Genomic DNA, 24,980 nt, shown 5'->3' on the forward strand with positions numbered 1-24,980 from the left:
CACCTGACTACGTATTTATACTGGCATAATTATTTGCGCTAAAAAAACGGTGAATCGTGTAAGCAATTTAAATTTTCAACTTTTCGGATAGTTTCCCACCAGCCAATAAGCTGATGATTCCTCTATATTCAGCCAGAAACCACAAAAATAAAGTCGCTATTTGAAAAATGAAATCCGCTTTTCAGGAAAATCAAAAACATCATTTCATTTTAAATTCAGATAACTTCTTTGCTGTGCAATTAACTTTTTTAATTTATGCTTTCAGACAATTAGGTATGATATTCAGGGTGGGTAAAATGGATAATGCTGTCGATCGTCACGTTTTTTATATTTCTGATGGTACGGCGATCACCGCCGAGGTGCTGGGCCACGCGGTGATGTCGCAATTCCCCGTTTCGATTAACAGCATCACGCTGCCGTTTGTGGAAAATGAGAGCCGTGCCAAAGCGGTGAAGGACCAGATTGACGCCATCTTCCAGCAGACCGGCGTGCGCCCGCTGGTGTTCTACTCCATCGTTATTCCTGAGATTCGCCACATCATTTTGCAAAGTGAAGGCTTTTGCCAGGATATCGTGCAGGCGCTGGTGGCCCCGCTCCAGAGCGAACTGAAGCTTGACCCGACGCCTATCGCGCACCGCACCCACGGGCTGAACCCCGGCAACCTGACCAAATATGACGCGCGTATTGCCGCCATCGACTACACCCTGGTGCACGACGATGGGATCTCGCTGCGCAACCTCGACCAGGCGCAGGTGATTTTGCTCGGCGTGTCGCGCTGCGGCAAAACGCCGACCAGCCTCTATCTGGCGATGCAGTTCGGCATCCGCGCCGCAAACTACCCCTTTATTGCCGACGATATGGATAACCTGGTGCTGCCCGCTGCGCTCAAGCCGCTGCAGCACAAGCTGTTTGGCCTGACGATTAACCCGGAACGTCTCGCGGCGATCCGCGAAGAGCGCCGCGAGAACAGCCGCTACGCCTCGATGCGCCAGTGCCGCATGGAGGTTTCCGAAGTGGAAGCGCTGTACCGCAAAAACCAGATCCCGTGGCTGAACAGCACGAACTATTCGGTAGAAGAAATTGCCACCAAAATTCTCGACATCATGGGGCTTAACCGCCGCATGTACTAATAAGCTAGTACATTAGCTCAGATTCATGTATCATCCTTTTCAACAGCGGGGCGGTGTCGCCCCGAACTTGAAATCAGCAGGGATTGGTTTAATGTGATGCCCATCACTTCCCGGTAGTCTGCCGATGAAGCAAAAATTTTCTGAGACAAGTCATGAATAAAACCGATGAACTCCGCACGGCGCGCATAGACAGCCTGGTCACCCCGGCTGAACTGGCCGAGCGGCACCCCGTTTCCGCCGCGGTCGCGGAACATGTGACGGCCTCCCGCCGCCGCATTGAAAAAATCCTCAATGGTGAAGACAAGCGTCTTCTGGTGGTGATTGGGCCCTGCTCCATCCACGATCTGGATGCAGCGATGGATTATGCAAAACGACTTCAGGGGCTGCGGGAAAAATACCAGCATCGCCTTGAGATTGTGATGCGCACCTACTTTGAAAAACCGCGTACCGTGGTGGGCTGGAAAGGGCTGATTTCCGACCCTGACCTTAACGGCAGCTATCGCGTAAACCACGGCATCGAGCTGGCGCGCAAGCTGCTGTTGCAGGTCAACGAGCTGGGCGTGCCGACGGCCACCGAGTTTCTCGACATGGTGACCGGGCAGTTTATCGCCGATCTGATCAGCTGGGGCGCGATTGGCGCGCGCACTACCGAAAGCCAAATCCACCGCGAGATGGCCTCAGCCCTCTCCTGTCCGGTCGGCTTCAAAAACGGGACCGACGGCAACACCCGGATTGCGGTCGATGCGATCCGCGCCTCGCGTGCCAGCCATATGTTCCTGTCGCCGGACAAGAACGGCCATATGACCATCTACCAGACCAGCGGTAACCCGTATGGGCATATCATTATGCGCGGCGGGAAGAAGCCTAATTACCATGCACAAGACATCGCTGCCGCCTGTGAAACGCTGGCCGAATTCGACCTGCCGGAACATCTGGTGGTGGATTTCAGTCACGGCAACTGCCAGAAGCAGCATCGCCGCCAGCTGGACGTCTGCGATGAGGTCTGTCAGCAGATCCGCAGCGGCTCGACCGCCGTTGCCGGGATCATGGCCGAAAGCTTTATCAAAGAAGGCACGCAGAAAATCGTTGCCGGCCAGCAGATGGTATACGGCCAGTCGATCACCGACCCATGCCTGAGCTGGGAAGACAGCGAGCTGCTGCTGGAGAAGCTGGCAGCTGCGGTTGATTCTCGCTTCTGATGTTATTGTCGGGTGGCGCTGCGCTTACCCGACCTACGGTTCGCGCCCTTCTTCCTCTCCCCGTGGGAGAGGGTTGAGGTGAGGGCATCAGGCCGCATTTCCTCCTCCTGAATTTGATCCCGTCACACAATTTTCACAAAAACGCTTGCCGTGAATTTGCAGTTTATTGATAATGATTATCATTGTTACATTGATTGTTATTTATAAACATTATGTCACCGACCGATAACAGCGCGGCAACGCCAGTAAAAACACACACAGCGCCATCCCCTGCTTCCACCGATCGCCGCATCGACAGCAAAAGCCTGTTGGGTGAGGAAGGCCGGGTGATTATTGAGCATGACGGCCAGCAGTATCTGCTGCGCCAGACGAATGCCGGAAAACTGATCCTCACAAAATAAACCAAAACTTTCGCCAGCCACCCAGGTGATCCCCAGGCAGCCAGCGCTTTCGATACTTTATGGAGAGTTGCTATGCTACACCTGCATACCGCACGTTTACGCCCGTCCCTTCTGGCGCTGGCGATTGTCAGCACCCTGCCTGGCGCCGCGTTTGCTGCCGCAGATGAAATAACCGTCACCGCCACAGGCAACGCCCGTAGCGCCTTCGAAGCCCCGATGATGGTGAGCGTGGTTGACGCCACCGCCCCGGAAAAACAGACCGCCAGCTCTGCCGCCGACCTGCTGCGCAACGTGCCCGGTCTGACGCTGGACGGCACCGGCCGCACCAACGGTCAGGACGTTAACCTGCGCGGCTACGACCGCCGCGGCGTTCTGGTGCTGGTCGACGGCGTGCGCCAGGGTACCGACACCGGGCACCTCAACAGCACGTTCCTCGATCCGGCGCTGATTAAACGTATTGAAGTGGTGCGCGGTCCGTCTGCGCTGCTCTACGGCAGCGGCGCGCTGGGTGGTGTCATCTCCTATGACACCGTCGACGCCAAAGATCTGCTGGAACCGGGCAAAAACAGCGGTTATCGCGTGTTTGGTACCGGCGCAACGGGGGACCACAGCCTCGGCCTGGGGGCCAGCGCCTATGGTCGTACCGATACCCTGGACGGCCTGGTATCGTGGTCCAGCCGCGACCGCGGCGATATCCGCCAGAGCGACGGTGCGACGGCGCCGAACGACGAATCCATCAATAACATGCTGGCGAAAGGCAGCTGGAAAATCGACCAGGCCCAGACGCTGAGCGGCGCCCTGCGCTACTACAACAACGCCGCGCAGGAGCCGAAAAACCCGCAAACCTCTGATGCCAATAGCAGCAACCCGATGACCGACCGCTCCACCATCCAGCGCGATGCGCAGGTTGGCTACCACATTGCGCCGGAAGGATACGACTGGCTGAACGCCGATGCGAAGGTTTACTGGTCCGAAGCGCGCATTAATGCCCAGAACATCGACAGCACCGGCGAGTTCCGCAAGCAGACCACCAAAGGCGGCAAGGTGGAAAACCGTACCCGCCTGTTCAGCGACTCTTTTGCCTCTCACCTGCTGACCTACGGCGGAGAATATTATCGTCAGGAGCAGCGTCCGGGTGGGGCCACGACCGGCTTCCCGGAGGCGAAAATCGACTTCAGCTCCGGCTGGCTGCAGGATGAAATCACCCTGCGCGATCTGCCCGTCACCCTTCTGGGCGGCACGCGGTATGACAACTACCGCGGCAGCAGCAATGGCTACGACGATGTCGATGCCGATAAATGGTCCTCCCGCGCCGGGTTAACCGTCAGCCCCACCGACTGGCTGATGCTGTTCGGATCTTACGCGCAGGCCTTCCGCGCGCCGACCATGGGTGAGATGTATAACGACGCCAAACACTTCTCAATTGGCCGCTTCTACACCAACTACTGGGTGCCGAACCCGAACCTGCGCCCGGAAACCAACGAAACGCAGGAGTTTGGTTTTGGCCTGCGCTTTGACGATCTGATGCTCGCCAACGACGCGCTGGAGTTTAAAGCCAGCTATTTCGATACCAAAGCCAAAGACTATATCTCCACAACCGTCGATTTTGCCGCCGCGACCACCATGTCGTACAACGTTCCGAACGCCAAAATCTGGGGCTGGGACGTGATGGCAAAATACTCGGCCGATCTGTTTAGCCTCGACGTGGCCTATAACCGCACCCGCGGGAAAGATACCGATACGGGCGAGTACATCTCCAGCATTAACCCGGATACCGTCACCAGCAAGCTGGACGTTCCGGTGGCGCAAAGCGGTTTCTCCGTGGGCTGGATCGGCACCTTTGCCGATCGCTCAACCCACGTCAGCAGCAGTTACAGCAAGCAACCGGGCTATGCGGTTAACGATTTCTACGTCAGCTATAAGGGCCAGGAGCAGCTCAAGGGCGTCACCACCACGCTGGTGCTCGGCAACGCCTTCGATAAGGAGTACTGGTCTCCACAGGGTATTCCGCAGGACGGTCGTAACGGCAAGATTTTCGTAAGCTATCAGTGGTAATTCCCTTCGGGGCCACTCTTCAGAAGGATAAGACAATGCATCACTACGCACGCTGGCTTGAGCTAAAAGAAGAAAATCCGGGTAAGTATGCGCGAGACATCGCAGGGTTAATGAACATCAGCGAAGCGGAGCTGACCTTTTCCCGCGTGGGCCATGACGCATGGCGACTGCGCGGCGAAATCCGCGATATTCTGGGCGCGCTGGAAGCCGTGGGTGAAACCAAGTGCATCTGCCGCAACGAGTATGCCGTTCACGAGCAGGTGGGCAGCTTCACCAACCAGCACCTGAACGGCCACGCCGGGCTGGTGCTGAACCCGCGCGCGCTGGATCTGCGCCTGTTCCTCAACCAGTGGGCGAGCGCGTTTCACCTCAGTGAAACCACCGCCCGCGGCGAGCGACAGAGCATTCAGTTCTTCGATCGTCAGGGCGATGCGGTGCTGAAGGTCTACACCACGGACAACACCGACCTCGCCGCCTGGGGCGACGTGCTGACCCGCTTTATCTTTGCCGATAATCCGCCGCTTGAGCTGAGCGCTGGGGATGTCCCGGCTCACGCCGAAAACGCGGATGCCGCTCTCGTGGACAAGAAGTGGCGCGCCATGACCGACGTGCATCAGTTCTTCAGTCTGCTCAAACGCCACAATCTCAGCCGTCAGCAGGCGTTTCGCCTGGTGGGCGACGACCTGGCCTGTAAGGTGGAGAACAGCGCGCTGGCACAGCTGCTGGAAGCGGCACGCCGGGACGGCAACGAAATTATGGTCTTCGTCGGCAACCGCGGCTGCGTGCAGATCTTCACCGGCGCGGTGGAAAAAGTCGTGCCGATGAAAGGCTGGCTGAACGTCTTTAACCCTGCCTTTACCTTGCATCTGCTGGAGGAGACGATCGCAGAGAGCTGGGTGACGCGCAAGCCCACGGCTGACGGCCACGTCACCAGCCTGGAGCTGTTTGCCGCCGACGGCACGCAAATCGCCCAGCTTTACGGCCAGCGTACCGAAGGTGAGCCGGAGCAGAGCCAGTGGCGCAGCCAGATTGACGCCCTGACGCCAAAAGGGCTGGCCGCATGAAAACGTGGTTAGCCCTGCTGAGCGCCCTGCCTCTGGTGGCGTTTGCCGCCGCGCAGGAGAAAATTGTCGCCCTTGGCGGCGACGTGACGGAGATTGTCTACGCGCTTGGCGCGCAGTCTTCGCTGGTCGCGCGCGACAGCACCAGCCAGTGGCCGCAGGCGGCAAACGATCTGCCTGACGTGGGATATTTACGCCAGCTTAACGCCGAAGGCATTTTGTCCATGCGCCCCACGCTGGTGCTGGCCAGCGACCAGGCGCAGCCGTCTCTGGCGTTAAAGCAGGTCGAACAAAGTCACGTCAGGGTAGTAACCGTTCCCGGCCGCAACGACCTGAGCGTCATTGACGAAAAGGTTCGGGTGATTGCCAACGCTACGCACCATGAAGCCGAGGGGGAAGCCCTGCGCCACACGCTGCGTCAGGCGCTGGCGGCCCTGCCCTCCGCGCCCCTCAACAAGCGGGTGCTGTTTATCCTCAACCACGGGGGAATGACCGCAATGGCCGCCGGGCAGCAGACCGGCGCAGACGCCGCCATCCGTGCCGCCGGGCTGCAGAACGCGATGCAGGGATTCACCCGCTATCAGCCGCTGTCTCAGGAAGGGGTCATTGCCAGCCAGCCCGATCTGGTGGTGATTTCGCAGGACGGCGTGAACGCGCTGGGCGGCGAAGAAAACCTGTGGAAGCTGCCCGGTCTGGCGCAAACCCCGGCGGGACGGAACAGGCAGGTGCTGGCGATTGATGATATGGCGCTGCTGGGCTTCAGCGTGCGAACGCCGGATGCCATCCAGCAGCTGCGCGCCAAAGCGGAGCAACTGCCCTGATGTCCCGGCGGATCGCCTTGTCGTTGTGGATGCTGGCCGCGATCCTGAGCATCATGACGCTCACCGCGACCGGGTTTGGGGCACTGCACCTGCCGGTCAGCCTGCTGTGGAGCGGCAGCGATGAGGCCATGCGTCAGATCTGGCTTACCATTCGCCTGCCCCGCGTACTGCTGGCGCTGGTGATTGGCGGAGCGCTGGCGCTGGCCGGCTGTGTGATGCAGGGGCTGTTCCGCAACCCGCTGGCGGACCCGGGTCTGCTGGGGATCAGCAGCGGCGCGGCGCTGGCGGTGGCGCTGTGGGTGGTCATTCCCGCCGCGTTACCTGCCCTGCTGATGCTGTATGCCCCGATGCTCGCGGCGTTCCTCGGCGCGCTGGCCGCAACCGTCATTATCTTCCTGCTTAGCCAGCAGCGTCACGGCTCCCTGTCCCGCCTGCTGCTGGTGGGGATCGCCATCAACGCCCTGTGCGGCGCGGCCGTCGGGGTGCTCTCATGGCTCAGCAACGATGCCCAGCTTCGCCAGCTTTCCCTCTGGGGAATGGGCAGCCTCGGGCAGGCGCAGTGGTCCACCCTGCTGGCTGTAACGTCGCTGATGGTGCCCGCGGTGCTGATTATCTGGCGGCTGGCCGCCCCGCTCAACCTGCTGCAGCTGGGCGATGAAGAGGCGCACTATCTCGGGGTGGATGTCGCGATGGTACAGCGGATCCTGCTGCTGTGCAGCGCCCTGCTGGTTGCCGCGGCGGTAGCCGTCAGCGGCGTGATCGGCTTTATTGGCCTTGTGGTGCCGCACCTGATGCGCATGTGGCTGGGGGCCGACCACCGGGCCGTCATACCCGGCTCGGTGCTGGCCGGTGCACTGCTGCTGCTGGTTGCCGACACGCTGGCGCGCACCCTGGTCTCTCCGGCGGAGATGCCCGTCGGGTTATTGACCAGCCTTCTCGGCGCGCCGTGGTTCCTGTGGCTTATCTTTCGTCGCGGAGGTACGCATGGCTGAACGCTATTGTGCAGAGAAAATCTTCTTTCACGCCGGGCAGCGGACGCTGATCGACGATGTGTCGCTTACCCTCTCTCAGGGTGAGCTGGTCGCCCTGATTGGCCCCAACGGTGCCGGGAAATCGACGTTATTGCGGCTGCTTACCGGCTATCTCAAGCCCGCAAGCGGACGCAGCACTCTGGCCGGGACGCCGCTTGCGGACTGGCCGCCGGATACCCTCGCGCGTTACCGGGCGGTGATGCGCCAGAATACTCAGCCCGGATTCGACTGGCCGGTGGACGCGGTGGTCGGTATGGGACGCGCGCCCTGGACTCGCTCCCCTGAAGCGTCGGTAGTTGAGGAAGTGATGGCGATAACGGGCTGTCTACCGCTGGCGGGCAGACGCTATTCGACGCTCTCCGGCGGCGAGCAGCAGCGGATCCAGCTCGCCCGCGCGCTGGCCCAGCTCTGGTGCGACGGAGCCCCGCGCGGCTGGCTGTTTCTTGATGAGCCCACCTCCGCGCTGGATCTCTACCACCAGCAGCATCTGCTGCGCCTGATGAGATCCCTGACCCGTCGGGGTCATCTCCACGTGTGCGTGGTGCTGCACGATCTCAATCTGGCGGCGCTGTGGGCGGATCGCATTCTGCTGTTGCACAACGGCAGGCTGGTCTCCAGTGGCACACCGGAGGACGTGCTGCAGGCCGGGACGCTGGCGCGCTGGTACGGCGCGCAGGTGCGCGTCGGCAGCCATCCGGATCACCCCGTACCGCAGGTATTTCTCGCCCCGTGAGCGGGCTGGTAAAAATCCTTCAGCGTTTCCAGCAGGGCATGCGCCGCTTTAGAGAGCTGCGTGTGCCCCGGATGGATTGCTCCGATGCACTTTTCAATGGGCGGGTTATCCAGCGGTATACAGACCGCGCCCAGCGCCGTCATCTGCGCTTCGCAGAGCGCCGGTACGGCACTGCCGCCCAGCCCGCTGGCGACCATGCGACCTACCGTCACCAGTTGATGACTCTCCAGCGCCACGTCCAGCTTTCTGCCGCTTCGGGCCAGCTCCTCCTCCATCATCAGACGTACCGCCGACGGGCGCTGCAGGGTAATAAAATCCAGCGTCAGTAGCTCTTCCCAGGCCAGCCGCTTTTTGCCCGCCAGCGCGGAGTCCTTCGGCACAATGGCGACAAACCTGTCGAGCCCCAGCGGCGTAAACAGCAGGTTGTGCGTGGGGGCCGGCTCAAAGGCGATCCCCATCTCAACCCGCCCTTCCCGCACCATCTCAATCACCTGCTCGTTAATGACGTCATGCACGGTGACGTTAATCCCGGCGTGGCGATCGCGAAACGCCTTGAGCACCTCCGGTAAAACGTTGGCGGCAAATGACGGCATCGCCGCGACCGAGATTTTGCCGCGCTGCAGGGTAAAGCACTGGTGCATCGCCTCCTCCACATTATCCCAGTCGGCAAGGAGTTGCCGCGCCATCGGCAGAAACGTCTCCCCTTCCTGCGTGAGGGCAACCTTGCGCGTGCTCCGCTGCAGCAGCGGGCCGCCGAGCGCGTCTTCCAGACTTTTAATCGTCAGGCTCAGGGCCGGCTGGGAGAGATTTAAGCGTTCGCTGGCGTGCGCGAAATTGAGAGTGTGAGCTACCGCTAAAAACGCGCGTAACTGTTTGACACTCATTCTCATTTTTCATCCTGTTAACTAATTGAAAAGAATTAGTTAACAGGAAATTAATAAGAAAACCAAATGAGTGGGTCACAAATTCAAAATTAACAAATGAGTCGCCGCCCCTAATGATACCGGCACGGTTAACGGGAGGGATGACTATGGCAGGACTGGATAAGCGCGTCGGCAGCTATGCGCAGGCGCTGGACGGGCTGACGGACGGAATGACCTTGCTGGCGGGCGGCTTCGGCCTGTGCGGCATTCCGGAGAACCTGATTGCGGAGGTCCGACGCCGTCAGGTGAGAGATTTGACCGTGGTGTCAAACAACTGCGGCGTGGATGGATTCGGCCTGGGGATACTGCTCGAAACGCGGCAGGTTCGAAAAGTGGTGGCCTCTTACGTCGGCGAGAACGCGCTGTTTGAGCAGCAGGTGCTGAGCGGCGAGCTGGAAATTGAGCTTACGCCGCAGGGCACGCTGGCGGAAAAGGTGCGCGCGGGCGGGGCCGGTATTCCGGCGTTTTATACGGCCACCGGCTACGGCACGCCCGTGGCGACCGGCAAGGACGTGCGCCAGTTCGCGGGGAAGCACTACATCCTCGAGGAGGCGATCGTCGGTGACTTCGCGCTGATCAAGGGGTGGAAAGCGGACTGGTACGGCAACGTCATCTATCGCCATACCGCGCAAAACTTTAATCCGCTGATGGCAACGGCGGGCCGGATCACGGTGGTGGAGGTGGAAGAGATTGTTTCGCCGGGTGAACTGCCCCCGTCGGCCATTCACACCCCGGGAATTTACGTCGACAGGCTGATTGTCGGCCAGTTTGAAAAACGCATTGAGCAGCGCACCCTGCGCGCGCAAGGAGTGTGACGATGTTAACCCGTGAACAGATGGCCATGCGCGTCGCCCGCGAGCTGCGTGACGGTTATTACGTCAACCTGGGGATCGGCATCCCTACCCTGGTGGCGAACTACATTCCGGACGGGATGGACGTGATGCTGCAGTCGGAAAACGGCCTGCTGGGGATGGGGGCTTTTCCCGACGAGCAAACCCTTGATCCTGACATGATCAACGCCGGTAAACAGACCGTGACCGCGCGGACCGGCGCGGCCATTTTCGACTCGGCCCAGTCGTTTGCCATGATCCGCGGCGGCCACGTGGACCTGACCGTGCTGGGCGCATTTGAAGTGGACGTGGAGGGCAACATCGCCTCATGGATGATCCCCGGAAAGATGGTGAAGGGCATGGGCGGCGCGATGGATCTCGTTGCCGGGGCGCAGAACATCATCGTGGTGATGACCCACGCCTCAAAGAGCGGTGAGTCGAAGCTGCTGCCGCGCTGCACGCTTCCGCTCACGGGCGCGGGCTGTATCCGTCGGGTCCTGACCGATCTCGCGCTGCTGGAAATTCAGGACGGCACGTTCATCCTGCGGGAAAACGCCCCGGGCGTCAGTATTGACGAGATCGTGCGTAAAACGGCAGGGAAAATCATTGTGGCGGACGACGTGCGCGAGATGCGCTTCACCTGAGGGGTCAGCATGAAAAAGGTCATGATTGTCGGGGCAACGCGAACCCCCATTGGCAGTTTTCGCGGATCGCTCTCGTCCCTTTCTGCGGTTGAGCTTGGGGCCGTCACGGTACGGCACCTGCTGGAGAACCGTGGTCTCAGCGCCGAACAGGTAAACGAACTGATTTTCGGCCAGGTTCTGACGGCCGGATGCGGGCAAAACCCCGCCCGCCAGACGGCCATCGGCGCCGGATTGCCCGTCAGCACGCCGGCGACCACCGTCAACCTGGTGTGCGGCGCGGGCTTAAAAGCGGTCCAGCTCGCCGCCCAGGCGATCCGCTGCGGCGACGCGGAGGTGGTTATCGCCGGCGGTCAGGAGAGCATGAGCAACGCCCCATATCTGCTGGACGGCGCACGTGCCGGGCTGCGTTTCGGGCATGCGGGCCTCAAGGACAGCATGATTACCGACGGCCTGTGGGACGCATTCAACGATTACCACATGGGGATCACCGCTGAAAACGTTGCCCGCGAGTATGACATTTCCCGCGAGCAGCAGGACGCCTTCGCCGCCCGCTCGCAGCAAAAAGCGGCGTCCGCCATTGAGTCCGGCCGGCTTGACGCCGAGATAGCGCCGGTGACGGTGAAACAGGGTAAAAAGCCACCGCTGGTTATTGATCGTGACGAACAGCCCCGACCAGGCACTACTGCAGAGCAGCTTGCGCAGTTGCGTCCCGCCTTTTTGCACGAGGAAGGCACCGTCACGGCGGGGAATGCCTCCACGCTCAACGACGGTGCCGCCGCGGTGCTGCTGATGAGCGAGGAAAAGGCGCGGGAGAGCGGATTGCCTGTCCTTGGCCGCATCGTGAGTTACGCCGTGACGGGCGTTGACCCGTCAGTAATGGGCATGGGCCCGGTCAGCGCCTGCCGGACGGCGCTGGCGCGGGCTGGCTGGACGCTCGACGAGGTGGACCTCATTGAAGCCAATGAAGCCTTTGCCGCCCAGGCGCTGGCGGTGGGCCAGCAGCTCGGCTGGGATGAGCACAAGGTCAACGTTAACGGCGGTGCCATCGCCCTGGGCCATCCGATTGGTGCTTCCGGCTGCCGAATCCTCGTGACCCTGCTGTACGAAATGCAGCGCCGTGACGTTAAAAAAGGGCTCGTCACCCTGTGCGTAGGCGGCGGACAAGGCATTGCCCTGACCGTCGAGCGTTAAACCTCTCGTTGGTACCCGAATAATAAGTAAAGTGAGGAGTCATAATGAGTGTGTTAATAGCCCTGGCGGCGCTGGCACTGCTGATGCTGGCGGCCTACCGCGGATACAGCGTTATTTTGTTTGCGCCGATCGCGGCGCTCGGTGCCGTGCTGTTGACCGATCCGGGTGCCGTCGGCCCGACGTTTACCGGCCTGTTTATGGAAAAGATGGTGGGCTTCGTCAAGCTCTACTTCCCGGTGTTCCTGCTGGGTGCGGTGTTTGGCAAGCTGATTGAGCTTTCCGGCTTCTCACGCTCCATCGTCGCCGCCGGAATCCAGATCCTCGGGCGTCGACACGCCATCCCGGTGATTGTCCTGGTATGCGCGCTGTTAACCTACGGCGGCGTTTCGCTGTTCGTGGTGGCGTTTGCGGTGTACCCGTTTGCCGCCGAGCTGTTTCGCCAGAGCGGTATCCCTAAACGGCTGATCCCGGCCACCGTGGCGCTGGGGGCATTCTCGTTTACCATGGACGCCCTGCCCGGCACGCCGCAGATCCAGAATATCATCCCCACCAGCTTCTTCGGCACGAACGCCTGGGCGGCCCCGTGGCTGGGGCTTATCGGCTCTCTGTTTATTATCGTCTTTGGCCTGCTCTGGCTGGAGCGCCAGCGGCGTAAGGCGCTCAGCAACAACGAGGGTTACGGCACGGATCTGAAAAATGAACCCGAGACGCCGGATAACATTAATCTCCCGCATCCGCTGATTGCTATCTCCCCGCTGCTGGTGGTGGGCATACTGAACCTGCTGTTTACCCGCTGGATCCCCGGCTGGTACGGCGTGAGTCACGAGCTTACCCTGCCCGGCCTGGCGAAACCGATTGTGACCGAGGTGGGCAAGATCACCGCCATCTGGGCCGTGGAGGCGGCGCTGATCGCCGGTATCGTGCTGGTGCTGATTTTTGGCTTTCGCAATATCCGGGGGCGTCTGGCTGAAGGCAGCCGAACGGCGGTGAGCGGAGCCATTCTGGCGGCGATGAATACCGCCTCGGAATACGGTTTCGGCGCGGTTATCGCGGCGCTGCCTGGGTTCCTGGTGTTATCCAAAGCGCTGGCGGCCATTCCGAATCCGCTGCTAAATGAGGCCATCAGCGTGACCGTGCTCGCGGGGATCACCGGTTCGGCGTCCGGCGGGATGAGTATTGCCCTTGCCGCCATGTCCGACTCGTTTGTCGCCGCCGCCCATGCGGCCAATATCCCGCTTGAGGTGCTGCACCGCGTGGCCTCGATGGCGAGCGGCGGGATGGATACCCTTCCCCATAACGGGGCGGTGATTACCCTGCTGGCAATCACCGGCCTGAGCCATCGCCAGGCCTACGGCGGCATTTTCGCTATCACCATCATTAAAAGTCTGGCAGTACTTTTTGTCATTGCCGTGTTCTATCTGACCGGCATTGTGTAAGGAGAGAAAAATGAATCTGAACGGTAAAACCGCCCTGGTCACCGGCTCAACCAGCGGCATTGGTCTGGGGATCGCCCGCGTGCTGGCGAAGGCGGGCGCGCAGCTGATCCTCAACGGCTTCGGCGACAGCGCATCGGCACGGGAAGAGATTGCGCAACTGGGCAAAAAGCCGGGCTATCACGATGCGGATCTGCGGGACGTATTGCAGATTGAGGCCATGATGCGCTACGCCGAATCGCAGTTTGGCGGCGTGGACATTCTTGTGAACAACGCCGGGATCCAGCACGTGGCTCCGGTTGACGCCTTCCCGGTAGAGAAATGGAACGACATTATCGCCATTAATCTTTCCGCGGTGTTTCACACCAGCCGGCTGGCGCTGCCGACCATGCGGGATAAAAACTGGGGGCGCGTCATCAATATCGCCTCCGTTCACGGGCTGGTCGCGTCGAAAGAGAAATCGGCCTACGTTGCGGCCAAGCACGGCGTGGTGGGCTTTACCAAATCCCTGGCGCTGGAAACCGCCCGCACGGGTATTACCGCCAATACGATTTGCCCCGGCTGGGTACTGACCCCGCTGGTGCAGCAGCAAATCGACAAACGTATCGCGGACGGCGTACCGCCGGAGCAGGCTCGCGAACAGCTTCTGGCGGAGAAACAGCCTTCAGGGGAGTTTGTTACCCCGGAACAGCTGGGCGAGCTGGCGCTGTTTTTGTGCAGCGACGGCGCCGTGAACGTTCGCGGCGCTGCGTGGAATATGGATGGCGGCTGGGTTGCTCAGTGATGAACAGGCCGGGTAAGGCAACGTCGCCGCCCGGCTAAAATCGCTAGCTTGAGCAGCTGACCTCCAGCCGCTTGCCCCAGTCAGGCGGGCGGCTGACGTAGTCATCATCCCGGTCGGCAAACGGCGTGCGCAACGCCAGATGCAGCCGGTGTAACTCGTCGTACTCACCCTGCTCTGCCTGCTCAATCGCCCGCTGCGCCAGCCAGTTGCGTAATACCATCGCGGGGTTCGCTGCGTTCATCTGCGCCTGACGGGTAGCGTCGTCTACCTGCTCCTGCTGCAGCCGCGTGCGGTACTGTGCAAACCAGTCGTCAAACGCCTGACGGTCAATAAACTCGTCGCGCAGCGGCGAGGCGGCGCTGTGCTGCTCCGTCTGGCCCAGCATTCGGAAGGTGCGGGTGTAATCGCTTCCCTCACGCGCCATCAGGGCAAACAGGCCGTTGAGGATGTCGTTGTCGCCCTTCTCCTGGGTCATCAGCCCCAGCTTGTTACGCATCAGCGTGCCGTATTCCCGCAGCAAAAGGTCCTGATAGCTGTCGAGCGCATCGTTCAGGGCATCAACATCGATAAACGGCGATAAGGTTTGTGCAAGCCGCTGGAGGTTCCACAGCCCAACCGCCGGCTGATTATCAAAGCTGTAACGCCCCTGATAGTCGGAATGGTTGCAGATATACCCCGGCTGATAATCGTCCAGGAAACCAAACGGACCGTAATCAAAGGTCAGGCCGAGAATCGACATATTGTCCGTGTTCATGACCCCGTGAGCAAAGCCTACCGTTTGCCAGCGCGCAATCATCGTGGCGGTACGGGCAACCACGTCCCGGAACCAGAGAACGTATTTATCCGCCTCATCCTGCAGATGCGCCCAGTGGTGGCGAATGGCGAAGTCCGCGAGCTGGCGAACCTTGTCCGGCTCGCGGCGATAGTAAAAGTGCTCAAAATGACCAAAGCGGAGATGGCTTTGCGCTATGCGCATCAGCATCGCCCCCTTTTCCACCGTTTCGCGCGTCACCGGCGTGTCGCTGGTGACGATCGACAGCGCGCGGGTGGTGGGAATCCCCAGCGCATGCATCGCTTCGGATGCCAGACTTTCGCGTATCGTTGACCGCAATACCGCGCGCCCGTCGCCCATTCGTGAGTAAGGGGTAAGACCTGCGCCTTTCAGATGCCAGTCAACCGTCTCCCCGTTGGGAAGCCGTTGTTCGCCGAGCAGGATCCCCCTGCCGTCACCCAGCTGCCCCGCCCAGACGCCAAACTGGTGTCCGCTATAGACCTGGGCCAGAGGCTGCATACCGGGAAGAAGCGTCTCGCCTCCCCAGACGCCAGCACTGTCTGAACGCTGAAACAGATCGGGCGGAATGGCCAGCTCATCGGCCAGCCGATCGTTATGCCAGATAAGACGTGAATTATGTAACGGTGTTGGTTTGAGTGCGGTGTAAAAGCCAGGCAACTCGTCATGCCAGTGAGCAGTAAAAGACAGGGTCATAAGTCCTCCTGCCTTTAGTGTAGAGGGTTTACCCGGACTTAAACACGGGCGAAAGGCAGGGTTATCGCTGCTGAACGAGCGTCGTGACGTGCTCCGCCGAGACGGCTGGCCAGAGCGCACCCTGCATGGCACCAAAATTGAAGGACAGAACGCGCTGCAGCAAACCGTGGTCGTCAATGCCGGAGACGATCACCGACTGGCAGTGCGGCGTTATTTGCCAGAGGATCGCGCGCATAAAAGGCTCGAAAGAAAGCTCAGAAGCACGCTGCTGGATGAATCCTTTATCAAGAATAACCCGTTTAAATAATCCATCATAGACGGCCTTGAGCGATGCAGCACCGGCACCAAAGTTTGCCAGCACCAGCGGAAAATGGATCGCCATTCTTGCCAGCTGCAGATCGTCCTTTCCGTTATTTAAACCTGGATAGTTCTCATTAACAGTAAACTCAAGAAACGGATAACGCTCAAGAATTGAAACAGCATTCCCATTACTTAATAAAAACTCAACAATTGCTGGTGTAATATTGATCCATGCAATTAACTGATGCTGAATAAAAAACAGTTTACAGGTATCAAGCAATTGCAGTTTTTCGTTAAACAGCGCTAACTCCTCTGCCGCTGAAAGCCGAGGGATAACGAGCTCAGTGGGGATCCTCACATCGGTGCCGACGCCAGTAAAGTTAACCAGTATTTCTAAACCTTTTAGCTCGCCTGCGCTATTACGGGCAGGCAGAAGCATCAGTTCAGACTGGTAAGCATTATCTAGCGTAATAATCATTGCACTCGCCCCGCATTAAAGATGAGAGAGGACATCCTGGAGCAATTGCTGACACAATTCCACTGTCTTGATTTTAATAAGTTTAATTTCATTAGTTCCGTATTAATTTTCAGATTTATCCCTGAATCTAAAATAATCTTATCCTGGTTACTGAATAATAGCCAGTTTTAGATAAAACAGACACATAAGGATGTTGCTAATTTAGGTAAATTTAACTTTAATCAGCTTATTTGAGAAAAACGGCATGGTTTAATAGTTACATGCCGACATAAGAAACGTGTTCGGGCAGTCTAAATACGTCGCGCCTGCCAGAAATTTTTACGCCAGTACACGTTATCGAGAGAAGAGCGCATCACCCCGCGGCTGGTAGAGGCATGAATAAACTGATTGTCTGTATCATATATCCCAACATGCAGGCCGCTTTCTCCCGATCCGGTTTTGAAAAAGACCAGATCACCGGGAAGGAGATCGTCTTTATCAATTTCAGTGCCTATTTCCGCCTGCTTGCGCGTGTCTCGCGGAAGCTGTAAATCAAACTTGTCACGAAACGTCATCAGGACAAAGCCTGAGCAGTCCACCCCGCCGCGGCTCATGCCGCCGTAGCGGTAAGGCGTGCCGCGCCAGTTGCTCAGCTGATCGTTAAGGCTGGCAATAACGGTGATAGAATCCGATAGCCGCGGATTAGGCGGCGGTGCACGATGGCTGCTGCATCCCGCAAGAAAGAGTGCCGCCACGAAGAGAAACCAGAATCGCATTTTCAGACGAATCCTCTGCTTTTATTGTTCTTTTGGTAATTTAGCGTGCAATTGTGTTCACAGGCAAGAAACGGTTACTCCTGCCCGGTAGAAATCAGCATCTTATGTCCCTCTATATCCAGCCTGCGGAACGACATGTTGTAGGCGCGGGCAAGATTTGGCGGCGTAAGGACCCGATCCCGCGTACCGCTGGCGATCATCCTGCCGCGCGACAGGAGCCACACGCGATGGGCGTGACGTAACGTATGGTTAAGATCGTGGCTGCTCATCACTACGGCGATACCTTTCCTGCTCAGAGCGCTTAGCAGGCTATCCAGCGCCGCCTGCTGGGCAACATCCAGACCGCTCATCGGTTCATCCAGCAGCAGCATCCTCCCGTGAGGATTGCCTGCGGGATGGATCTGCAGAATGACCGCCGCCAGACGCACCCGCTGCCACTCCCCCCCGGAAAGCTGGCTGGCATGCCGGGACAGTTTATCTTCCAGCCCTAACGCCGCAGCCACTTCCTCCAGCAGTGCCGTATGCTGTTTGTCGTGCAGATGCAGCATCAGATAATGCCAGACCGGCATCGCAAAAGGCGGTACCTGCTGCTGCACCAGGTAGCTGCGCCGGTGGGCCAGCGAGGCGGGTGACCAGTCGACCAAAGCATGTTCCAGCAGCGTAATCTGCCCTGGCCCGGTGGTTAGCCCCGCCATCCGCGCCAGCAGCGTGCTTTTACCCGCGCCGTTTGGCCCGACGAGATGCAGGATTTCACCCGAATTGATGTCGCAGGTTACCGGCTCCAGACGCCCCTTCTCGGCGACGTCCGTGAGCTGCATCAGCAGCGACATTATTTCGCCAGCGCCAGCTTAATAGATTCCATGACGATCGGGTCCTCAGGCGTCATATCCGGCGAAAAACGCTGAACGACCTGGCCGTCACGGCCAATCAGGAATTTTTCGAAGTTCCACAGAATATCGTCCGGATAGAGCGGCGCGCGGCCTTTGCTGGCCATGCGCTCGTAAAAACCGCTCTCTTCCGGCGCAACGGCCTTCGGCGCGGCCGCAATCAGCTTCGCATACAGCGGATGGCGCTCTTCACCGTTGACGTCAATTTTGCTGAACATCGGGAACGTCACGCCATAAGTGGTGCTGCAGAAGGTTTTGATCTCTTCTTCGCTGCCCGGCTCCTGGCCCAGGAACTGGTTGCACGGGAAGCCCAGCACGGTAAAACCGTCTTTCTCCCAGGCCTTCTGAATATTCTCCAGCTGCTCGTACTGCGGCGTCAGGCCGCATTTCGATGCCACGTTGACGATGAGCAACACCTTGCCTTTGTAGCTTTCCAGCGTGGTGTTATCCCCATCAATGGTGGTCACTTCGGTATTCAGGATATCTGACTGCATAGCATTTCCTCAGGTTGTCGATTTAACGTCCAGCTTTTAATAGTAGCCAGATAAAGACTGGCGCGCCCAGCGTTGCGGTCACCACGCCAACAGGCAATTCTGCGGCCGTCAGGGCGAGACGGGCGATGATGTCGGCCACCAGCAGCGTGGCTGCCCCGGCAACCGCCGAGGCCGGAAGCAATGTTCGATGATCCGTGAAGCCGCAAAGACGCAGCATGTGCGGAATGACCAGCCCGATAAAGCCAATCGCCCCCGCCAGGGCCACGCTCACGCCTACCAGCCAGCCAATGGCAATGACCAGTACGTTACGCCAGAAACCAATCGGCATGCCGAGCTGGCGGGCAGAGATTTCCCCCAGCGCGAGCCGATTCAGCGGCTGGGCCTGCAGCGCAGCCCACGCGATGACCGGCACCAGCAGCGCCATTAGCCAGCCCTGGTGCCAGTCAACGCCGCCAAAGCCGCCCATCATCCAGTACATGAGCTGACGCAGGTCAAAGGAGGTCGAGAAGTAGACCGCCCAGGTCATCAGCGCGCTACAGATGATCCCCAGCGCGACGCCGGCAAGCAGCAGCCGGCTGGTCGACAGGTGCCGTCTGGCGAAGCGAAGAAGAATGATTGTGATCAGCAGTGCGCCGAGAATGGCGCTCAGGCTAATGCTCCAGCCGGAGAGTTCTCCCCCGCCCAGCATCACCGCCGCAATCAGCCCGACGCCTGCACCGTTCGACACCCCCAGCAGGCCGGGCTCCGCCAGCGGGTTTTCGAACAGCGCCTGCATAATAGTGCCAGACAGCGCCAGCGCGGCGCCGACCAGGATCACCGCGACGGTGCGCGGCAGGCGAATTTGCCAGACGAAGAGCTGACCGTCAGGCCCCAGCCAGCTTTCAGGCCCGATCCAGCTGTCGCCTGCGCAGAGGCTAATACCCGCGGCAAGAATAAGCAGCAGCACCAGCAGAAGCAGGCGACGCCGATCGGAACGGTGCTGGCGATGAGCATAATCAAGCATGTGTACGGTTTGTTAGCGAGTGATGTAATTGATTTTACGGCGTGTTTGCCGGAGAGCGCAAAGAAAAAAGGCCGCTGGGCGGCCTTTTTGGTTAGTTCATATTACTCTGCTTTAGGCGTTGCGTTTTCGACGCGGCTCTTTAACTTCTGGCCGGGTCTGAAGGTCACCACGCGGCGGGCTGTAATGGGAATATCTTCCCCCGTCTTCGGGTTACGGCCCGGACGTTGGTTTTTGTCTCGCAAATCAAAATTGCCAAAACCGGAGAGTTTTACCTGCTCACCATTTTCCAGAGCACGACGGATCTCTTCGAAAAACAGCTCTACCAGCTCTTTGGCATCCCGTTTGCTAAGCCCAAGCTTATCAAACAGATATTCTGACATTTCAGCTTTTGTAAGCGCCATAGGTTCAATCCCTCAATGATGCCTGGAATCGCTCTTTTAATGCCTCTACACATTTGGCGACGGTAGCGGCAATCTCCTCTTCTTCGAGTGTACGGCTGGTATCCTGAAGGATAAGGCTGATAGCGAGGCTCTTGAAACCTTCTGCTACGCCCTTGCCGCGGTACACGTCAAATAAGTTTACGCCAACTACCTGATTTACGCCAACTTTCTTACATTCGGCCAAAATATCTGCTGCGGGCACGTTTTCAGCGACTACAACCGCGATATCACGGCGGTTCGCCGGGAAGCGGGAGACGTCCTGCGCCTGAGGAATGACGCGGTCTGCAACCGGGCTCCACTCCAGCTCGAACACGATGGTACGGCCGTTCAGGTCCAGCTTACGCTCCAGCTCCGGGTGGACAACGCCAATGAAACCAACGCGTTTGCCGTCTAAATAAATCGCCGCGCTCTGGCCCGGATGGAGCGCAGGAATCGCTTCCGCGCGGAATTCAATTTCAGATAATTTACCGGTCAGATCCAGAATCGCTTCCAGATCACCCTTCATATCGTAGAAATCAACCGTGCCTTTTGCCAGGTCCCAGTGCTCTTCGTAGCGGTTACCGCTGATGGCACCAGCCAGCATGAGATCCTGACGGATGCCTAAATTTGCCTGATTATCCGGCACAAAGCGCAAACCGCTTTCGAAAATGCGCACGCGGTTTTGCTGGCGGTTCTGGTTGTAAACGATAGTCCCCAGCAGGCCCGTCCACAGGGACAGACGCATCGCGGACATTTCGCTGGAGATTGGGCTTGGCAGGATCAGCGCTTCCTGACCCGGGTGGATCAGCTGCTGCAGCTTAGGATCAACGAAGCTGTAGGTGATCACTTCCTGGTAGCCTTTGTCGTTCAGCATGGTTTTCACACGCTTCAGGGACAGGTCGGCTTCACGGTGGGTGCCCATCACCAGACCCGCCTGCACAGGCTCGTCAGGGATGTTGTTGTAGCCGTAAACACGGGCCACTTCTTCCACCAGATCTTCTTCAATTTCCATGTCGAAACGCCATGACGGCGCAACGGCTTTCCACTCGTCCTGACCTTCGGTCACTTCGCAGCCCAGGCGCGTCAGGATGTCGGTCACCTGCGCGTCGGCAACGTGGTGACCAATCAGGCGATCCAGCTTGCTGCGGCGCAGGGTAATGGTCGCACGCTTCGGCAGGGTCGCTTCGTTGGTGACGTCAATAACCGGGCCCGCTTCGCCGCCGCAGATGTCGATCAGCAGGCGGGTTGCACGCTCCATCGCTTTGTACTGCAGCGCCGGATCAACGCCGCGCTCGTAGCGGTGAGACGCGTCGGTGTGCAGGCCATGACGGCGCGCGCGGCCGGTGATGGAGAGCGGGCTGAAGAACGCACATTCCAGCAGGACGTTTTGCGTTTCGTCGTTGACGCCAGAGTGTTCGCCACCAAAGATACCGCCCATCGCCAGCGCTTTGCTGTGGTCAGCAATCACCAGAGTGTCGGCGTTCAGTTTGGCTTCTGTGCCGTCCAGCAGCACCAGGGTTTCCCCCTCTTTCGCCATGCGCACAACGATGCCGCCGTCGATACGATCTTTATCGAACGCGTGCATCGGCTGGCCCAGCTCCAGCAGAACGTAGTTAGTGACGTCAACCACGGCGTCGATTGAGCGGATACCGCAGCGGCGCAGTTTCTCTTTCATCCAAAGCGGGGTTGGCGCTTTAACGTTAATGCCTTTTACCACGCGACCGAGATAGCGCGGGCAGGCATCAGCAGCGTCAACCTGAATCGGCAACACGTCACTGATGGTCGCTTCAACCGGCACAATCTCCGGCGCGTTGAGTTCGGTCTGGTTCAGTACGGCCACGTCGCGCGCCACACCGATGATACCTAAGCAGTCGGCACGGTTTGGCGTGACGCTGATTTCGATAGTATTGTCATCAAGCTTCAGGTATTCACGGATATCGGTGCCCACTGGCGCATCCAGCGGCAGCTCGATGATGCCGTTGTGGTCGTCGGAAATACCCAGTTCGGAGAAGGAGCACAGCATGCCTTCAGACGGCTCACCGCGCAGCTTGGCCGCTTTGATTTTGAAATCACCCGGCAGTACGGCACCGACGGTCGCCACGGCCACCTTCAGGCCCTGACGGCAGTTTGGCGCACCGCAGACGATGTCCAGCAGACGGTCGCCGCCTACGTTCACTTTTGTCACGCGCAGTTTGTCAGCGTTAGGGTGCTGGCCGCACTCGACTACTTCACCCACCACGACGCCGTTGAAGGCACCGGAAACCGGCTCAACGCCGTCAACTTCCAGGCCCGCCATGGTGATCTGGTTGGAAAGCGCTTCGCTGTCCAGCGTGGTGTTAACCCATTCGCGTAACCACAGTTCACTGAATTTCATTGTTCTGTCCTGCCCTTATTTAAACTGTTTGAGGAAACGCAGATCGTTTTCGAAGAATGCACGTAAGTCGGTCACGCCGTAGCGCAGCATGGTCAAACGCTCCATGCCCATGCCGAAGGCAAAGCCGGAGTATACTTCCGGATCGATACCCACGTTGCGCAGCACGTTTGGATGCACCATGCCGCAGCCCAGCACTTCCAGCCATTTGCCGTTTTTACCCATCACGTCAACTTCCGCAGACGGTTCGGTGAACGGGAAGTAGGACGGACGGAAACGAACCTGCAAATCTTCCTCAAAGAAGTTGTTCAGGAAATCGTGCAGCGTGCCCTTCAGGTTGGTGAAGCTGATGTTTTTATCAACAATCAGACCTTCCATCTGGTGGAACATTGGGGTGTGGGTCTGATCGTAGTCGTTACGATAGACGCGGCCCGGCGCGATGATGCGGATTGGCGGTTCCTGATCCTTCATGGTACGGATCTGAACGCCAGAGGTCTGGGTACGCAGCAGACGCGTCGCGTCAAACCAGAAAGTGTCGTGGTCAGCGCGTGCCGGATGATGGCCAGGAATGTTCAGGGCGTCGAAGTTGTGGTAATCATCTTCGATTTCCGGGCCAGTCGCCACGGTAAAGCCGAGCTCACCGAAGAAACTTTCAATACGATCGATAGTACGGGTAACCGGATGCAGACCACCGTTTTCAATACGGCGACCCGGCAGAGAAACGTCGATGGTTTCTGCCGCAAGACGCGCGTTTAGTACCGCGCTCTCCAGCTCGGCCTTACGCGCGTTCAGCGCCTGCTGAACCTGCTCTTTGGCTTCGTTAATCACCGCACCCGCTGCCGGGCGTTCTTCTGGCGGCAGTTCACGCAGGGTTGTCATTTGAAGGGTCAGGTGCCCTTTCTTCCCAAGATATTCGACGCGGACATTGTCTAACGCGGCAACATCTGAGGCCTGATTAATGGCGGCTGTTGCACTGGCAACCAGCTCTGCGAGATGTGACATGATTTTCCTCATTATGTCGGTGCAGACACCGATTTGGTGGAGTTATTCTCTCAAATTCAGGCACAAAAAAAGCCTCCATCGGGAGGCTTATCTGGCGCTGTTTTTCGTTTCATCTTTCACGCGCTAGCCTCCTGGAGTCAGGTGCTAAAGTAAAAGAAGAAGCGGAAAATAGCAGCATTCATGCTTGCGTTACCTTGTTGGGTAAAAACCGGTAAGACCTTATTGAAAAGCCTGCACGGATAAATGTCAATCTTCTGATGGTGTTAAATGAAAAGAGGGAGCCAGGCCCCCTCTCTCAACTGGCTTATGCCAGTGCTGCTTTCGCTTTTTCGACCAGAGCGGTGAACGCTACTTTGTCGAATACTGCGATGTCAGCCAGGATCTTACGGTCGATTTCAACAGAGGCTTTTTTCAGGCCGTTGATGAATTTGCTGTAAGAAATACCGTTCTGACGTGCTGCTGCGTTGATACGCGCAATCCACAGTTGACGGAACTGACGCTTACGCTGACGACGGTCACGGTAAGCGTACTGACCTGCTTTGATAACAGCCTGGAAGGCAACGCGGTATACGCGTGAACGCGCACCGTAGTAGCCTTTAGCTTGTTTCAAAATTTTCTTGTGACGTGCACGTGCAATTACACCACGTTTTACGCGAGCCATATGTGCTCTCCTGTATCTATATTCTTAGTAAAAAATTAAACGTTAACGGCTTATGCGTACGGCAGGCACGCGATAACCAGACCCAGATCGCCTTTAGAAACAAGGCCTTTTGGACGCAGGTGACGTTTACGCTTAGTAGATTTTTTGGTCAGAATATGACGCAGGTTTGCGTGCTTACGCTTAAATCCACCACCACCGGTTTTTTTGAAGCGCTTAGCAGCACCGCGTACGGTCTTAATTTTTGGCATCTTAATAACTTCCACTTCGCATTGTTAAATAAACGAAACATAGGCGAACAAAACCTATGAAACCCGAAGGCTCCACAGATTTTGCTGCTTGAAGGCCTTACTGTTTCTTCTTAGGAGCGAGCACCATGATCATCTGGCGGCCTTCGATCTTCGTAGGGAAGGATTCGACTACTGCCAGTTCACTCAGATCGTCACGGACGCGGTTAAGCACTTCCATACCAATCTGTTGGTGGGCCATCTCACGACCGCGGAAACGCAGCGTGATCTTGGCCTTATCGCCATCTTCCAGAAAGCGAATCAGGCTGCGGAGTTTTACCTGATAATCGCCATCGTCGGTACCAGGACGGAATTTGATTTCCTTAACCTGGATAACTTTTTGCTTCTTCTTCTGTTCCTTAGAAGACTTACTCTTTTCATAAAGGAACTTGCCGTAGTCCATGATACGACAAACTGGCGGTTCGGCGTTAGGGCTGATTTCAACTAAATCTACTCCAGCTTCTTCAGCCTTTTCGATCGCTTCTCTCAGACTCACAATCCCCAGCTGCTCGCCTTCCAGACCTGTTAAGCGAACTTCCTGGGCGCGAATCTCGCCATTGATACGATTCGGACGTGCCGTTTGAACTCGTTTTCCGCCTTTAAT

Annotated in this window: 27 protein-coding genes and 1 other annotated feature; of the genes, 13 read left to right on the forward strand and 14 right to left on the reverse strand. The window is 58.2% G+C overall.

Going from position 1 to position 24,980, the window contains the following annotated elements:
• The first annotated feature begins 296 nt into the window (after positions 1-296).
• The 8 genes from A6013_RS01395 to A6013_RS01430 all read left to right on the forward strand — a co-directional run bounded on the left by A6013_RS01395 (position 297) and on the right by A6013_RS01430 (position 8,431).
• A complete protein-coding gene (locus A6013_RS01395) occupies positions 297-1,130 on the forward strand; it encodes a pyruvate, water dikinase regulatory protein (protein ID WP_069732406.1) in 834 nt (277 codons plus the stop codon).
• Between the two features lie 152 nt (positions 1,131-1,282).
• Positions 1,283-2,329, forward strand: a complete 1,047-nt coding sequence (aroH, locus tag A6013_RS01400; protein WP_028012834.1) for a 3-deoxy-7-phosphoheptulonate synthase AroH — start codon at positions 1,283-1,285, stop codon at positions 2,327-2,329.
• A 212-nt stretch (positions 2,330-2,541) separates the two neighbouring features.
• On the forward strand, positions 2,542-2,730 hold the full coding sequence (gene hemP, locus A6013_RS01405; protein ID WP_028012833.1) for a hemin uptake protein HemP: 189 nt from the start codon (positions 2,542-2,544) through the stop codon (positions 2,728-2,730).
• A 72-nt stretch (positions 2,731-2,802) separates the two neighbouring features.
• Entirely contained in the window at positions 2,803-4,785 is a 1,983-nt protein-coding gene (locus tag A6013_RS01410) for a TonB-dependent hemoglobin/transferrin/lactoferrin family receptor (protein WP_069732407.1), read from the forward strand.
• 35 nt (positions 4,786-4,820) lie between these two features.
• On the forward strand, positions 4,821-5,849 hold the full coding sequence (locus A6013_RS01415) for a hemin-degrading factor (RefSeq protein ID WP_069732408.1): 1,029 nt from the start codon (positions 4,821-4,823) through the stop codon (positions 5,847-5,849).
• Positions 5,846-6,667, forward strand: coding sequence for a hemin ABC transporter substrate-binding protein (locus tag A6013_RS01420; RefSeq protein WP_041910423.1), 822 nt, complete (start codon positions 5,846-5,848; stop codon positions 6,665-6,667). Before A6013_RS01415 ends, A6013_RS01420 begins: the two co-directional genes overlap by 4 nt.
• Entirely contained in the window at positions 6,667-7,659 is a 993-nt protein-coding gene (locus A6013_RS01425; protein ID WP_048959430.1) for an iron ABC transporter permease, read from the forward strand. Before A6013_RS01420 ends, A6013_RS01425 begins: the two co-directional genes overlap by 1 nt.
• Entirely contained in the window at positions 7,652-8,431 is a 780-nt protein-coding gene (locus tag A6013_RS01430; RefSeq protein WP_048956222.1) for a heme ABC transporter ATP-binding protein, read from the forward strand. The genes A6013_RS01425 and A6013_RS01430 overlap by 8 nt, the downstream gene beginning before the upstream one ends.
• Here the strand turns inward: A6013_RS01430 and A6013_RS01435 are convergent.
• Complete coding sequence (locus A6013_RS01435) at positions 8,398-9,321, reverse strand: LysR family transcriptional regulator (RefSeq protein WP_032644866.1); 924 nt, start codon at positions 9,319-9,321, stop codon at positions 8,398-8,400. The two genes, A6013_RS01430 and A6013_RS01435, sit on opposite strands and share 34 nt — an antisense overlap.
• A 140-nt stretch (positions 9,322-9,461) precedes the next feature.
• Between A6013_RS01435 and A6013_RS01440 the strand changes: the two genes are divergently transcribed.
• The 5 genes from A6013_RS01440 to A6013_RS01460 are packed head-to-tail and all read left to right on the forward strand — an operon-like array spanning position 9,462 to position 14,236.
• Positions 9,462-10,169, forward strand: a complete 708-nt coding sequence (locus A6013_RS01440) for a CoA transferase subunit A (RefSeq protein WP_069732409.1) — start codon at positions 9,462-9,464, stop codon at positions 10,167-10,169.
• A 2-nt stretch (positions 10,170-10,171) separates the two neighbouring features.
• Positions 10,172-10,828: a CoA transferase subunit B gene (locus A6013_RS01445; RefSeq protein WP_069732410.1), complete on the forward strand. Its 657-nt coding sequence runs from the start codon at positions 10,172-10,174 to the stop codon at positions 10,826-10,828.
• Between the two features lie 9 nt (positions 10,829-10,837).
• Positions 10,838-12,019, forward strand: a complete 1,182-nt coding sequence (locus tag A6013_RS01450) for an acetyl-CoA C-acetyltransferase (RefSeq protein WP_069732411.1) — start codon at positions 10,838-10,840, stop codon at positions 12,017-12,019.
• 41 nt (positions 12,020-12,060) lie between these two features.
• Entirely contained in the window at positions 12,061-13,455 is a 1,395-nt protein-coding gene (locus tag A6013_RS01455; RefSeq protein ID WP_204370136.1) for a GntP family permease, read from the forward strand.
• A 10-nt stretch (positions 13,456-13,465) separates the two neighbouring features.
• Entirely contained in the window at positions 13,466-14,236 is a 771-nt protein-coding gene (locus A6013_RS01460) for a 3-hydroxybutyrate dehydrogenase (protein WP_048959435.1), read from the forward strand.
• A 43-nt stretch (positions 14,237-14,279) separates the two neighbouring features.
• On the opposite strand, the gene selO is transcribed toward A6013_RS01460, so the two are convergent.
• The 13 genes from selO to infC all read right to left on the reverse strand — a co-directional run bounded on the left by selO (position 14,280) and on the right by infC (position 24,980).
• Positions 14,280-15,722, reverse strand: coding sequence for a protein adenylyltransferase SelO (gene selO / locus A6013_RS01465; RefSeq protein ID WP_045630224.1), 1,443 nt, complete (start codon positions 15,720-15,722; stop codon positions 14,280-14,282).
• Between the two features lie 61 nt (positions 15,723-15,783).
• Positions 15,784-16,500, reverse strand: a complete 717-nt coding sequence (locus A6013_RS01470; protein WP_028012821.1) for an EAL domain-containing protein — start codon at positions 16,498-16,500, stop codon at positions 15,784-15,786.
• A gap of 290 nt (positions 16,501-16,790) precedes the next feature.
• Positions 16,791-17,255, reverse strand: coding sequence for a C40 family peptidase (locus A6013_RS01475; protein WP_028012820.1), 465 nt, complete (start codon positions 17,253-17,255; stop codon positions 16,791-16,793).
• A 74-nt stretch (positions 17,256-17,329) separates the two neighbouring features.
• Complete coding sequence (btuD, locus tag A6013_RS01480; RefSeq protein WP_047368358.1) at positions 17,330-18,085, reverse strand: vitamin B12 ABC transporter ATP-binding protein BtuD; 756 nt, start codon at positions 18,083-18,085, stop codon at positions 17,330-17,332.
• Positions 18,085-18,636, reverse strand: coding sequence for a glutathione peroxidase (locus tag A6013_RS01485; protein ID WP_041910445.1), 552 nt, complete (start codon positions 18,634-18,636; stop codon positions 18,085-18,087). The genes btuD and A6013_RS01485 overlap by 1 nt, the downstream gene beginning before the upstream one ends.
• Before the next feature lie 22 nt (positions 18,637-18,658).
• Entirely contained in the window at positions 18,659-19,639 is a 981-nt protein-coding gene (gene btuC, locus A6013_RS01490) for a vitamin B12 ABC transporter permease BtuC (RefSeq protein WP_028012817.1), read from the reverse strand.
• Between the two features lie 101 nt (positions 19,640-19,740).
• Positions 19,741-20,040, reverse strand: a complete 300-nt coding sequence (ihfA, locus tag A6013_RS01495) for an integration host factor subunit alpha (protein ID WP_003857805.1) — start codon at positions 20,038-20,040, stop codon at positions 19,741-19,743.
• Positions 20,041-20,044: 4 nt separating this feature from the next.
• Complete coding sequence (gene pheT, locus A6013_RS01500) at positions 20,045-22,432, reverse strand: phenylalanine--tRNA ligase subunit beta (RefSeq protein ID WP_045630140.1); 2,388 nt, start codon at positions 22,430-22,432, stop codon at positions 20,045-20,047.
• Positions 22,433-22,447: 15 nt separating this feature from the next.
• Entirely contained in the window at positions 22,448-23,431 is a 984-nt protein-coding gene (gene pheS, locus A6013_RS01505; protein WP_010426091.1) for a phenylalanine--tRNA ligase subunit alpha, read from the reverse strand.
• Between the two features lie 62 nt (positions 23,432-23,493).
• Positions 23,494-23,618 (reverse strand) — a sequence feature (Phe leader region).
• A complete protein-coding gene (gene pheM / locus A6013_RS27245) occupies positions 23,569-23,613 on the reverse strand; it encodes a pheST operon leader peptide PheM (protein ID WP_001386830.1) in 45 nt (14 codons plus the stop codon). (Overlaps the previous feature by 45 nt.)
• A 117-nt stretch (positions 23,619-23,735) precedes the next feature.
• Entirely contained in the window at positions 23,736-24,092 is a 357-nt protein-coding gene (gene rplT / locus A6013_RS01510) for a 50S ribosomal protein L20 (RefSeq protein WP_000124850.1), read from the reverse strand.
• 50 nt (positions 24,093-24,142) lie between these two features.
• Positions 24,143-24,340, reverse strand: a complete 198-nt coding sequence (gene rpmI, locus A6013_RS01515) for a 50S ribosomal protein L35 (protein WP_003030583.1) — start codon at positions 24,338-24,340, stop codon at positions 24,143-24,145.
• Positions 24,341-24,437: 97 nt separating this feature from the next.
• Positions 24,438-24,980: a translation initiation factor IF-3 gene (gene infC, locus A6013_RS01520; RefSeq protein WP_023616141.1), complete on the reverse strand. Its 543-nt coding sequence runs from the start codon at positions 24,978-24,980 to the stop codon at positions 24,438-24,440.

This window comes from Enterobacter sp. IF2SW-B1 (assembly GCF_001743375.1).
GTDB lineage: Bacteria > Pseudomonadota > Gammaproteobacteria > Enterobacterales > Enterobacteriaceae > Enterobacter > Enterobacter bugandensis.